The organism is Trueperella sp. LYQ141 (genome assembly GCF_046599555.1).
Classification (GTDB): domain Bacteria; phylum Actinomycetota; class Actinomycetes; order Actinomycetales; family Actinomycetaceae; genus Trueperella.
Genome location: NZ_JBKIWQ010000008.1, coordinates 77,740 through 90,297 on the forward strand (window position 1 = coordinate 77,740; position 12,558 = coordinate 90,297).

Sequence of the window (12,558 nt, forward strand, 5' to 3'; positions counted from 1 at the left end):
CGTATAAGAGGCTACCTTTGGTTAAGATACTTGAGGTATTGCCGGTATTTTTTCAGCATTAGATTCTTGGCATATTGTTCCATGTATTCGTAATCAGGCTCGCCGGAATCAGTGACGGGAAGCATGACCTTATCGCCAGCAAGATGCTCCTTATTCCGCTTATAGCCGTGACTATATTTATGCTCAATCATGTCTTGAGCAGCCACGAAGAATAACCCTGTTGCTTCATTCAGCCAATCAGCATATCCGTAAAGCACATTAACTGTCGAAACAAAAGGTTCCTTTTTATAAATTGCATAGCCTGCTGAACCATCGCCATCTTTTATGAAACCTATGCAATTTCCATCTTGAATCTTATTTTTTAATTCGTCAGTCGAATCTAAAAAATACAAGCACCCATTGTTTCTGTTTGTAGCTGCAATATACTCAACCCCCTTACAAGTAGTTTTTTCAAAAGCACTTGCATTAGAGATTTTCCCAGCTGAAATATTAGTGAATAGACTGGCTATTGCGATAGGCTTCCACTCCTTCTCGTTGAGAGTTGGAATCTTAGCAACTTCACCGAGTTCTGCAATGCGTTTCTCGACATAGGCGCAATATTTAGCAAGCATAGCATCACGCTTCTGCTGTGCATACTCCGCCATGTACGTATAATCGGGCTTGCCAGAATCAGTGATAGGGAGCATTAGCTTCTGTCGAAGCATGCGTTGTTCCTTGAACTTATAGCCGTAGCTATATTTAGACCGCTGCTTCGCAAATACAGAAACGAAAAATAGCAAGACAAACTTGTTGTCGGAATAATGGCGGAGATGCAGCCGTTTTACATCATCCGTAAAAATACATTCATACGGATGATAAAAAGCAACGCATGGCGATCCATTATAGTTGACGCCCAGCACGTTACCATCCCTTGACGAATTGTCATTACCGACAAACCCTGTGACGCCGTTGTTATTATCTGTTGCACCGATAAACGGGCGCGTTCCCAGAACTTTGTTCCGCGTTTCCAATCGTTTGCCGGCGCTGACAGTAAAAATGTCATCTAAAGAAAATTCACGCCACTCTTTCTCATCAAGACTCTGCATTATCGTCACCCCCTCCAAAGAGGTACTCACGGTTCTGCATGACCATCGAGAACTCGAACGTCAAATAATCGCCGATAGCCTTCTCAAAATCAGCATCCGTAGGAATCTCGTCGTTGAAGTAGTAGAACGAATGCAGCCACTCATCCTCGGGCTTCACCGTAGACTCAACGCAGAACTTCGACGGTGCTTCAGCGCGTCCATTCCAGACATCCAACAGGTGCTGCTTCTTATCCTTTGCAGAATCACCCTCGACAAGACCGATATGTGCCCTAACCTCATACCCGTCATCACGGAAGTCGATAAACTTACACGCCTTATCAGCGTCGTGCGGCTCATGAGCGGTAAACACAGCAATGACAGGGTTCGTTCCCACACGATAAAACGTGTCCGTGTTACACGTAATCACGCCCTCCAACGTGTGACTCTTCAGGATGCTCTTCTTGAACGCCTGCTCGATCTTGGATTTACTGCCCGTCATGGAAGACTGTGGAACAATAACCGCCGCTCGCGCTCCGACCGTCAGTGAATCCAACAGATGCTCAATGAATGAAAGCTCATACTGCTCGGGGTCTGCTTTCGTGCCCTGTGAGTAGGGCGGATTCATCAAGCCAACCGTTGCGCCCTTCATCTGCACCTGAGCGGGATTCTTGCGCAGAAAATCGCAGCATTCAAGATTGCTGTTGCCGTCCTTACGTAAAATCATGTTTGCAGCGGCTACGGCAAACATGTTGCTTTGAAGCTCAAAGCCGTGAAGCTGCTTCTTCTTAATGTTCTTCTTTTGTGCATCTGTATCTGCCATCGTTAGCATGCTGTGCATTGCAGAGATCAAAAATCCGGCTGTTCCACAGGTTGGATCAAGCACGGTATCTTCGGGTTGAACATCCACCAGCTCGCACATTAAGTCACAGATATGACGGGGCGTTAGGATGATACCGAGCGTCTGCCCATCACCGCCAGAATAACTCATAAACTCGCCGTAGAAACGACCGATAAAGTCCTCGCTGGTCTTCTGATACTTGATGTTACGAAACACATGCTCATACAGGAACTCCGTGTAAAACTTCAGCGGAGTCTTTCCAAGAGTCGCGTTCACTTCGTTCAAACGGAAGCTGGTCTGCAAAATGGAGAATTCCGCTAATAACTTGTCCTTTTTCGCGTCAGGGCCGACGTTAGAACGAGTCAAGCGCCCTTTTACGGCGTTCATTAATTTGTCGCCATCGCGCATTCCTGGCGTTTGATCGCCGGTTAGCGAAGTAATAGAAAAACCGCCAAATTCAATTTCATCTAGCGCCAATAAAATACCGGCAACAACTAAGGGTTTATCTTGGTCTTTGAGAGTTCCGTAGGTTCGGAGATATTCGTGAAGTTTAGCTGCATCTTTTAGAATCTGCTCCGTTGTTTTCTCAACATCAGTTGCTTCTTCTAGTACATAGCGCGTGTAGTATTCCTGAATATTGTCCTCAGAAAAGAAAACAAAAGATTCTAGTTCCGGAAGCTCTTTGTAAGATTCTCGATCATCGACATAGAGTGGCGTAATAATGTGTCGTTTTGCATCGCCAGATACCCCGACGGCAAAGACTTTCTTAAATGAAGTGTTCTGAGCAATATGCTTCGCATAGAAGTAGGCACCATTGACGGCGTAATCGGTTATTGCTTTCGTATTACAGTCGAGGATTCCTCCCCCCCCCCCGTCAATTTCACGTGCTTTGACAGGTCGGCTTTATCTTCAATGACTAAAACAAATTCACCGATACGTGCCACGAACTCAGGAAAACCAACTTTTCCAGTTCCTCGTTTCGAAGCCGTCTTGAGAGCTTCATTGATCTCCAGTATTTCGCTGCCTTGAGGGTCATAGTTGATGTTGAATTCATCTAATTGTGACGCTACCCAAAGATCTATTTTTGCTTCTTTCTTTGCCACGTTCGTTATTCTCCTTTCACTTATCTGGTGACCGTAGAGGTTGATTTATTTGATTTTGTAGCTCAGACGTTCCGCGTTAGCAAACATACGAACTCGGTCATTGAGTGGTGGGGAAAGCTACTCAGCGCAAAGAAACCGCTCGCCCGCCCATAACGTTACACGCGAAACCTATATGCGCGATCCTCCGTCTCTTCTTCTGCCTTTAACGATGGGTTTTCCGGCTCGTACACCGCGTTATAGTATTTGCTGGTTGGCGCCGTTGCTGGCAGCCCTAATAGTGGCAGCTCTAGTACCGGCAGCCCCATACGGGTGTGCTTTCCGAGCCTGGAGGCTGACGCTATTGCAGCGCTGGATTGTATCTCAGGGAATTCACCTCGCACGAGCACTCCGTCGCGATATTGATATTCCGAGCCAGTTTCCCTTCGGCCCGCAACTGAAGCAACCGCGGAACGACGCGATCCCGCAGATTCCATGGGTCAATAGTGTTGACGTAAATCTTCGATCCGCCCTCAAAACCGGCCAGAGTGGATACTCGCCATTTGAGCAGGATACGCCAGGGCATATTCACGTCGGAATCCATCGGCTTGGTGTACCACTCCTCATTAGTGGGGATTTCCGAGCCGGTTGCCGCATGGATGGCATGGACGAGATCCGACACAGCAGTAATCTCCTCGCGCGTGTGCTCCCAAGGTTGAATATGAGCCGAACGGGACCACACCTCTAACGTGGGATAGCGATGGCCAAAACCTGCGATAGCAACAGCATGCTTATTCTCAGCAATGATGAGGTTGTGGTATCCGGCGTAATCCACCCCAGCTTCGTTATACAGATTCGGATTGCGCCGCACCTTCTCCACCTCAATACGCCCATTGACGGTGCGTTGATCTATTGCGACGAGCTGCTTATGGAGATGATCGAAAGACGCCCCCGCCGGCTTTAACCAATTTTGGAACACCTGCACGTAACGAACATATCGGTTTGAGGCATAGAGGTCGCGCATAGTGTCAATCGTCAGGCGCATATACCATTCGTGCTCCTGCGGAGTGAGCGTGCCAGAGGAAGCTAACTGCGCATCATTTTCTGCGCCATCAACGAAATGCCGCCGCCCCACGATGAGATCATGGCTGCCACCAAAAAAGGAATATGCCGCTTCAATCTTGTCCATTTCCGGTAGTGAGTCGAACTCGTCATTGCTCATGCGGTTCGCAAATTTTGCACGCAATACGTTCATGACGTGCGAGCGCCCGGCAGGATCGGCTAAATACGAATCCATTCGCATCTGCGCTGCCGGTGTAAGGGTGTAGCCGTAGTTTTTCGCCCAATAATCAAAGGATAAAATCTCGAACAGATTGGGAACTCGGCGGAATTCCCACTGCTGAGTGAGCATATCGACGCCGGTCGTTCGGACGATCTCTGCGTCATCTCCGTTGCGCACTAACCGAGCTTTTTCTGGCGGGGTTTCCAAAATGCGCTGGGTGCAAAAGGCGCAGTGCCGCCCGTGCTGAGATTCGTCAATCGGTTGGGCAGAATTCGCGGAAACGCCTAGCGGGCGATCTGCCCGACCAGGAATAGTCCAGACCTCTGTTCCGGTAAAAGGGTTGAGCTGTTTGATCGTTCCATCAGCCAATCGGGTTAGCGGTGGCGGGAAAGAATCGTACGCTGGCATGCGGCTTCCTTTCGGGCATCGTTGCGCCCTCCAGTCTATCAGTCACAAGGTGGTATTCGGCACGCTCTGGGTATTATCCCGAGGATATGTAGCCTTTATCCAGCCAAAATGATAGGACGGATAGGTGAGTCAGGATGTGAAATTACCGCGAGAAATTTGGGTGCTTGTTGCTGCGGCTGTGTGCGTATCGCTGGGATACGGAATCGTTGCCCCAGTTTTGCCGTTGTTTGCCGGTAGTTTCGGGGTGAAAACCTATGCGGCAACCGCCGTCGTCTCTGCCTTTGCATGTATGCGTCTCGCATTTGCACCGGCTTCTGGCTGGCTCTCAAAAATTTTTGGGGAACGCCATATGTATATGACGGGCATGGCGGTTGTTGCCAGCTCCTCGGCGTTAAGCGGGCTATCACAAAATTACGTGCAGCTCCTCATCTTCCGCTCTATCGGCGGGATCGGCTCAGTGATGTTTACCGTCGCTGCGATGTCTCTCATTATTAAACTTGCGCCTAGCGGTGCGCGCGGGCGAGCTTCGGCAGCATACGGATCAGGGTTTCTGATTGGCAATATTCTTGGGCCAGCCATTGGAGCTTTTTTGGAGCCATTTGGTTTTCGGGCGCCTTTCTTTATCTATACTGTGCTGCTCCTTATCGCTGGCAGTATCGTCGGCGTTCTCGTTCCCTATGATATTGACGGTCACGAACCCCATCATTGGGGTAAGCACTATAAAGAAAAGCAGGTAGCTCCCACGGAGCGGCCGACTCGGGAATCCATATCCGTCTCGGAAGCGCTCGCAATACCGCGTTTTCGAATCGCGCTCGTCACCGCCTTTGCCCAAGGCTGGACGAATATGGGAGTGCGGGTGGCTATTGTTCCCATCTTCGCAGCCTATCTTGTGAAGACCAGTAATGCGCCAAGTATGCTGCCAGGTTTAGCCTTAATGGTTTTCGCGGTTGGTAACGGGATCGCGCTTGCTTTTGCGGGGCGCTGGTCAGATGTGTATGGGCGCAAGCCTGTCATTGTTGTGGGGCTCATCCTCTCTGGCGTTTTCACAGTTACCATGGGGGTGTGGGCTACGACTTTTGTCGTGTTGATCGGAAGTTTCTTAGGCGGTTTTGGCTCTGGTTGTATTCAGCCATCACAGCAGGGCACAGTTGCCGATATTATTGGCCGACGAGAAGGCAACCGCGTGGTGTCTTTCTTCCAGCAATCGACCGATCTCGGGCAGATTCTTGGACCGCTCCTCGCCGGTTTCTTAGTGGATCATTCCGGCTTTTCTTTGGCGTACATCAGTTCAGGGGCAATTTTGCTTGTGGCGGCTGTGGCATGGATCGTGGCGGTGCGGGGGCACTGGCCGCGGATTTCCCGTCGGCACTAATGCCGGTATTGGGACTACCGAATTACCTCAGTTCTAATGGCATGCGGGGTACTAATAAATGTGCCGTGTTGATAAATGCGCTGTGCTGATAAATGCGTAGGTACTGATAAGCCCGTTGCACACTAATAAACCTGTGGGCATTGTTGATAAACATCTTGCGCTAATCATTATTAATAGACCCTTGGCGTTAATAAAATACGCTGATTTTGTTTGGGGCCGACGGGCGGTGATAACGCCGGCATAAGTTACGTGCCGCCTACCGCTAAGGTTGACCTTATTCCTCATACAGCGAAGTATGGATATCTTTTAGTGGGGCTGCGAGATAATGGAATCACGCAAGTTTATGCTGAAAACGGTCAGCAGGTTACGAGGAGGCATGGGTTATGTCCTACGCAGGTGTATATGACGATAAGGGTAAGAAGCCCTTTGTTCTCGATATGGAAGCCGAAACGGTTAACAATACGACCTTCCGCACGACGATGTGGACGGGTGAACATTTGCAAATGACGGTTATGTCCATTCCGGTTGGTGGTGACGTCGGCCTGGAAGTTCATGAAGAAAACGATCAGTTCCTCCGCATTGAAGCCGGAAAAGGCAAGTGCGAGATGGGAACCGCTAAGGACGCACTCGATTTCGTAGCGGAAGTCGAAGACGATTCGGCGATTTTCGTTCCGGCCGGATACTGGCACAATATTACGAACATCGGGGATGAGCCACTGAAGCTGTACACCATTTACGCAGGTCCGGATCATCTGCCCGGCACCGTCCACCAGACGCAAGAGGACGCGGAAAACGATCCGAATGAGGACTAATCCCAGCGTGCGTTCATGCTGAAATATCGCGGCAAAAAAGATAGGAAACCTCGCCAGATTCCCGCCATATTCTTAATGGATACGGAAAACTGACGAGGTAGGCGCGCGAAGAGTTCCTGCGTGAACGGTTAAAACTGATGATGATGTGGGCTGTCGATCCCGCTATGCTGCACGGCGAGCGAGGTCGGCAGCCCCAATGATTCCCGCCTGATTGCCCAATGTTGCCACTCGGATGGGCGGCAACGGGCGATAGGCTCGCCCGGTCAGTAACTCGGTGAAAGATTGGCGAGTAGGCTCCAGAAGCAAATCGCCAGCTTCGCACACTCCTCCGGCAAGGACGAATACATCCGGATCCAGAAGCGCTGCCACATCAGCCATTCCTTGACCGAGCCAGTAGCCGATCTCAGCGAACGCATTTCGCGCCCCGCAGCAGCCCTCCTGGGCAGCTTGCGTCACCATCAATCCAGTAATGGCCTGCGGATCTCCGTCGGCTAATCGCAGTAAACCAGCGGCAATCTCGGGGCAGGTGCGAGCCTGTTCTTGAGCTGCGGCAAGGAGGGCGCGCCCAGAAGAATACACTTCCCAGCAGCCACGTTGCCCACATCCACATTCGCGCCCGTCGCGAACCATATTGATATGGCCGATTTCGCCAGCAAAACCGTATGATCCGCGCAGCAATTCGCCATTGAGGATGATTCCGCCGCCAATTCCAGTGCCGACTGTGACGACGACTGCCGAGGAAAATCCTGCCGCTGCACCGAAACGATACTCAGCCCAGGCTGCCGCGTTTGCGTCGTTTTCGACCACGACTGGCATATCAATTGCTTGGGAAACCTGCTCGGCGATTGGCTCATTACGCCAGGAAACATTAGGCGCAAAAATGACGGTTGAACCGGAAGAATCAACAAAACCCGCAGCCCCGATACCGACGGCTTCGACCTCGTTTTCCTGCTGCAATTGGCGGCACAGATCAATGATCGTATCGCGTACAGATTGGGAGTCGTTCGGAATCGTTGGCCGACGCAACATCATGACAATGTGCCCAGAAGAATCTACGAGCCCTGCGGCGATCTTTGTTCCACCAACATCCACACCGATTGATAACGTCATATCCCCATGATGGCATGCCTGCTTTCAGTTTTCTCGTCTGAAAAACGGAATGCAAGATTTTGGGTGTTCTGTGCGCTCCACAGTGTAGCGTTGCCGAGCTGCTGCCTGCGCTTTTACAGCACTACAGTGCGTATCCCGTCGGTGTTTCGCTTCAGGTGTGCCCGTCGCAGCCGAAGCACACAGGTTTACTCTTTCGATATGGCTAGGTGAGAGCAGAATTTTCTGGCTGCTCAGCGTAGGTACCACATATTTGGCTCGCTAGCATCAGGGGCTCAATCTCACGTTGCTCGCGCATAGCAAAATGACGGTGCCAACGAGGTAGATAATAAGCGGAGCCTGAGGCTATTGCGCTGGCGGAGCATCGCACAAAGCCGCGAGCCTATCTAAGGCTTCTCGGCTCAGCTCAGCTACTCCACGATAGAAATGTGTGCGAGAATTCCGTGCAACATCAACAAAAAATGCGGGTGCCCACTGCATGAGGTGCTCATGAGTAAACCGCCAAACAATGTGGAAATACCGCTGTGCGTCATTGTGCAAACCCCGATCAAGGGCGTTGAGGCTACGGGCTAAACCCTGCGCAATGAAGTCATATTCCAGCCCAATATGGTCATCTGGTTCTTTATGAAGATGCGGAGCTTGTAGGCCAAGCTGGCGGTAATCTTTGCGCACAATGAGCGTATCCTCATCAAAGACTAGGCCGTCTTTCCCGCGGTGAACAGATTCAAAGGGCGCGACGAGGGCGCGGGCAGTGCGACCATACAGCGCATTGAGATCATCGCGGAGCTGTTCAGGGCTTTCCTTGGCAGCAAAGGAGCGTTCCCATTCTTGTAACCCGACGGAGGTAGCCGTGCCGTCAGATAGCGGCCATTCGCGATACATGTGGCGCACCTGATTCAGCGTTTCCGTATCGGGCGCATCCAAATGGAAACGCGATAAGACGAGGAATGCCGAAGCAAGAGCTTCCAGCTCGTTCGCGCTCGGTAGGAGATCTTCACCTCGGCGGGGATGGGAGCTGGCGTCAGAGCACGTAGAAGGGGAACCCGAGCTGGAATTTGTGGTGCTGGGGCTGATGTCGGAACCGGAGGTGGAAGCAGATTCGGAACCAGAAGTGGAAGCGGAACCAGCGTTGGAACCGGATTCAGAACTAGAAGCGGCAGACATAGCAGAATCTCCGTCAGTGGAAAAGGAAAGGTCAATCATCGTTACCGTGCCAATTTCTCGTCAAAAAAGGTGAAGGTCAGTGCCTCAAGGTGGGCGAGCTGTTGAGGATCAGCATAGCCGGTGTGACCTCCGTCTGGATTCTCCCAGAAGAATGAGGCGTGGCCGAGTTTCCGTGCTCGGGCATGAAAACAGCGAGCATGGGTGGCAGACGCGCACCCATCGTAGGTGGATGTCGTTAGCAGAAGCGGGGGATACTGCGCGGGATCGGATTGCTTTGCAATATCAAGCTGATGGTATGGGCAGCACAGGTCTGCGTTATCGCGACTCTTATCCGCAGAGGAAGGGGGCAGGGCAGCATCTGCTGAATCGCCAGGGCATACGGTGGCGCGTGACAGATCCAGGAGTGGCATGCGGGCAGCTAGTGCTGCGAAATGTGTGGGATAGCGGTGATATGCATTGCCGATCACCAGAGCGTTATGGGCCGTTCCGATTCCGGCGAGTTTATCTGCACTGGTGATACCGCGCGCAAGGAGATCCTCGGCGACGGCAACAAAATCGGGAACACTGTGTTCGCAGATGGATTGCGGGCGGCGCGGCTCGCCAGTGCTCGCAGGCAGGGATGTTGGGTATTTCGCACGCCCGAGTGCCAGTGCATACACGTAACCGGATCCCAGCCACAACGTGCCAAGAGCGCTGCGATAAGCCGGATGGGCAACAGATGGATCGCTGTTAGTTTCCAACAGGACTCGCGTGGGGCGTTTGCCTTCGAGGCTGTCGTATGGCCCGACGAGATAGTAGGGTACGGCAGTACCATCCGCAGATTGGGCGTAGCATAGCCGCACTTCAGCGCTTGGAGCGGAGAAACGATGCGGCTCAACTCCGATGCGATGTAACCGGAGCTGGGTGGCGTTCACGGTTCCACAGTAAAGTGCGCTGGGGGTAAGGAAACCGTCTACCCGCAACCAGATCTCATCACTTTTTCCAGCGTCAACAGGGATAACGCGCAGATGTAGATGTTCCATGTGCGCTGGAGTCAGGTCAACCTGATACCACGGGCGGCGATCATTTTTACGGTCAGCAGTGTTAACGGCAGGATCATGCTGGGTGTGCGGATCAACAGCGAAGCGGATAACAGGTTTAAGCTCGCAGGTGGCAAGGATGAGAACCCCGGAGGCAAGGCAATGGATCTCCGTTATTGTGCTGTGGGGTGTGCCGGTAAAGAGGACGTGAATTTCTTGCGGCACGGCGCCGTTACAGGCATCCTGATAGGGCATGGCGAGCACGGATCCGGCTGGATAGCTGCCCGTAGCGGTGGACCATTCCTGCTGTAGCGTCAGGATAATCCAGTTACGCACAATATCTATTCGCGAGAAATCTGGCACGTTAAGCGCCTGCGGAGTGGCGCGCCGCCACCGTCGGGCCTGGGGATGGATACGGTAGATGCGCCGACGTTCGAGGTCGTGGTGGATGATTCCATGTATCCGCGGTTCAGGCCAATGCGGCGTCGGGGCACATATCTGAATCTCTACACCCACATCGTCAGCGTCACATTCCAATACGACGGGGGCTTTTGCCAGTGACGTCCCTCGTCGCCAATATCGAATCTGCCGAGGATTTCCGTATGCAGTTAGGCTCTGAGCGCCAACAGCGCTGGTAATGAGGATGTGCTGACGGTCCAGCCAGCGAGCAGTTATCTCGCAACCAGCGCTGGCGAGAAAGCCGCGGGTGAGGAATTTCTGTTTGGAAATATCAAATTCTCGGATAGCGCATGTGTGGCTGTTAGCGTCACTGAGGGTGATAAGAGCGCGATCCCCATCGGGGGACAAAATATCTATATCGCGCACAATCCAGGATCGTTTTTCCTGAGTGTTAAGGCGGCCAACATCAAGCACGGTATGCCAACGCAAGGCAGACATTGGTTTTGTGCCGTAATGCTTGGCTAGCGTGCGTCGCCAAAGCCCGCGCGGATGGCGTGAATCTGAGGTAAAACAATAGACCCATGTGCCGTTGCGATGTGGCGTGGCGAGTGCATCATCGGCACACAGGGCACGACGGGCACGGCTTTCATATTTGGCTAGTTTGCGTGAGGGGAACGCATTATGAGTGCGGCGTGATTGGCGGTGAGCCCAGCGCCGGACGCTCGTGGTGTTCTTTTCTAGCCGTTGACATGGGTCGGCAGGAGTTTTCCGCATGGTATCAGTCTAAATCAGGTGGGCTATGTGATTGGTGATGAGGGTGGTGATGAGAAATGAGGGGTGTGGCACGTGCGAGCACGGAGGATAACGAGCGAGTAAAAAATAATGACGGGGATAGACGCAAAAGTGTCGGCTGATTCTTCGTTAAAAGAACCAGCCGACACACAATGAGGTATAGGCAAAGAAGAACTCAGATACCGATACGCATCATCGAGGCGTAGTGCAAAGAACGTCCCATGAATTCGGCAACCAAGATCAGGAAGAAGGTCAAGGTCACTAAAGCAGCCAGCGGAGCAGGCTTTTCTAACATGGCCTTACCGGCAATCCGGTACACCAGCGCACCCAGGACGATAGCTCCCAACGCCAACAGAACAAGCCGTGCCCAGAAGAACAGACCAGAGTAGACGGCAAGGGAAGCCGTTGCTGCTGGGGATGGGTTCGTAGCCAGATTCTGAATGTGCATCGTGTAGGAAATGAGCACTCCCACTGCGGCGAGGGCAGAAACGACGGAGCAGGCGCGCACGAGCCGCACAGAGTACGTCCATTCCTCAGGCGAGGCTGGGGCGTTAATCTCCGTGATATTCCGAGTGAAGCCGAGACGATCACGCAGGGAGCGTGGCCCGCCCTTAGGATCGGTTGTGTTCTTCACCGCGCGAGGTGGCACCGGAACAGGGGATACCTTGGAGCGTGCCGCGCGCTGGCGGATAACCGTCATTACTCCGATGGCAGCCGCCACTGCCGCCGCACCCAGCATGATCGTGGTAGCGAAGAACTGGAACGGAACAACCCAGGTGTGCCAGGCGGGAACTGAGCGAAGCGAAGTGTAGATCATCGACATGACGAACACTAACGCCACCCCGATAACCGCGGTGATGAGGCCAAGTGCTTGCCGTAGCGCGCGCGAACCAATGCGGAACCACTGCATAACGGCAAACAAGAAGCCAGCGCCAGCGAACCCTACGCCAACGATAATTTCGCGTGAGAGCCACGAGCTTTGCCAGTGCCGGATGACGTTAAGCACATGCATGACGTCATTCATGTGGAACATGGAGGCGATCAAGCCAAAGACGAGCGCCGGGCCGATTACGTAGAGAATCGGCAGAGTCAGGCGATCAACGGTTGTTGAATCCGCTTTTGCGGAGAGCCACAGTTGGGTGGCACCGAGGATAATAAACATCCCCACACACATTTGTGCGATGACCGTGAATAGGATCATCGGAAGTTCATGCAGATTCAT

At 52.5% G+C, this 12,558-nt stretch carries 10 protein-coding genes; 2 read left to right on the forward strand and 8 right to left on the reverse strand.

Going from position 1 to position 12,558, the window contains the following annotated elements:
* Positions 1-11: 11 nt before the first annotated feature.
* The 4 genes from ACLHIJ_RS07330 to ACLHIJ_RS07345 all read right to left on the reverse strand — a co-directional run bounded on the left by ACLHIJ_RS07330 (position 12) and on the right by ACLHIJ_RS07345 (position 4,671).
* The gene (locus tag ACLHIJ_RS07330; RefSeq protein WP_411296983.1) at positions 12-1,085 is read right to left on the reverse strand and encodes a restriction endonuclease subunit S; all 1,074 of its coding nucleotides are present in this window, start codon (positions 1,083-1,085) and stop codon (positions 12-14) included.
* Positions 1,072-2,379, reverse strand: coding sequence for a class I SAM-dependent DNA methyltransferase (locus ACLHIJ_RS07335; RefSeq protein WP_411296984.1), 1,308 nt, complete (start codon positions 2,377-2,379; stop codon positions 1,072-1,074). Before ACLHIJ_RS07335 ends, ACLHIJ_RS07330 begins: the two co-directional genes overlap by 14 nt.
* Positions 2,380-2,732: 353 nt before the next feature.
* Entirely contained in the window at positions 2,733-3,005 is a 273-nt protein-coding gene (locus ACLHIJ_RS07340; RefSeq protein WP_411298834.1) for a hypothetical protein, read from the reverse strand.
* Between the two features lie 337 nt (positions 3,006-3,342).
* Entirely contained in the window at positions 3,343-4,671 is a 1,329-nt protein-coding gene (locus tag ACLHIJ_RS07345; RefSeq protein ID WP_411296987.1) for a DUF4921 family protein, read from the reverse strand.
* Positions 4,672-4,795: 124 nt separating this feature from the next.
* Here ACLHIJ_RS07345 and ACLHIJ_RS07350 point away from each other — a divergent pair, with 124 nt between their 5' ends.
* Complete coding sequence (locus ACLHIJ_RS07350; protein ID WP_411298835.1) at positions 4,796-6,043, forward strand: MFS transporter; 1,248 nt, start codon at positions 4,796-4,798, stop codon at positions 6,041-6,043.
* Between the two features lie 383 nt (positions 6,044-6,426).
* The gene (locus tag ACLHIJ_RS07355; RefSeq protein WP_411296989.1) at positions 6,427-6,855 is read left to right on the forward strand and encodes a cupin domain-containing protein; all 429 of its coding nucleotides are present in this window, start codon (positions 6,427-6,429) and stop codon (positions 6,853-6,855) included.
* Positions 6,856-7,017: 162 nt separating this feature from the next.
* Here the strand turns inward: ACLHIJ_RS07355 and ACLHIJ_RS07360 are convergent, their stop codons facing one another.
* The 4 genes from ACLHIJ_RS07360 to ACLHIJ_RS07375 all read right to left on the reverse strand — a co-directional run bounded on the left by ACLHIJ_RS07360 (position 7,018) and on the right by ACLHIJ_RS07375 (position 12,558).
* Positions 7,018-7,965, reverse strand: a complete 948-nt coding sequence (locus ACLHIJ_RS07360; RefSeq protein WP_411296990.1) for an ROK family glucokinase — start codon at positions 7,963-7,965, stop codon at positions 7,018-7,020.
* 342 nt (positions 7,966-8,307) lie between these two features.
* Positions 8,308-9,165, reverse strand: coding sequence for a molecular chaperone (locus ACLHIJ_RS07365; protein ID WP_411298836.1), 858 nt, complete (start codon positions 9,163-9,165; stop codon positions 8,308-8,310).
* A gap of 2 nt (positions 9,166-9,167) precedes the next feature.
* Positions 9,168-11,318, reverse strand: coding sequence for a prolyl oligopeptidase family serine peptidase (locus ACLHIJ_RS07370; protein WP_411298837.1), 2,151 nt, complete (start codon positions 11,316-11,318; stop codon positions 9,168-9,170).
* 193 nt (positions 11,319-11,511) lie between these two features.
* Positions 11,512-12,558, reverse strand: a complete 1,047-nt coding sequence (locus ACLHIJ_RS07375) for a dimethyl sulfoxide reductase anchor subunit family protein (protein ID WP_411298838.1) — start codon at positions 12,556-12,558, stop codon at positions 11,512-11,514.

Bases quoted from the DNA above. Each gene is read 5' to 3' on its own strand.
- ACLHIJ_RS07330 (WP_411296983.1), bottom strand. From the start codon at position 1,085: ATGCAGAGTCTTGATGAGAAAGAGTGGCGTGAATTTTCTTTAGATGAC.
- ACLHIJ_RS07345 (WP_411296987.1), bottom strand. From the start codon at position 4,671: ATGCCAGCGTACGATTCTTTCCCGCCACCGCTAACCCGATTGGCTGAT.
- ACLHIJ_RS07355 (WP_411296989.1), top strand. From the start codon at position 6,427: ATGTCCTACGCAGGTGTATATGACGATAAGGGTAAGAAGCCCTTTGTT.
- ACLHIJ_RS07360 (WP_411296990.1), bottom strand. From the start codon at position 7,965: ATGACGTTATCAATCGGTGTGGATGTTGGTGGAACAAAGATCGCCGCA.
- ACLHIJ_RS07365 (WP_411298836.1), bottom strand. From the start codon at position 9,165: ATGATTGACCTTTCCTTTTCCACTGACGGAGATTCTGCTATGTCTGCC.
- ACLHIJ_RS07370 (WP_411298837.1), bottom strand. From the start codon at position 11,318: ATGCGGAAAACTCCTGCCGACCCATGTCAACGGCTAGAAAAGAACACC.
- ACLHIJ_RS07375 (WP_411298838.1), bottom strand. From the start codon at position 12,558: ATGAATCTGCATGAACTTCCGATGATCCTATTCACGGTCATCGCACAA.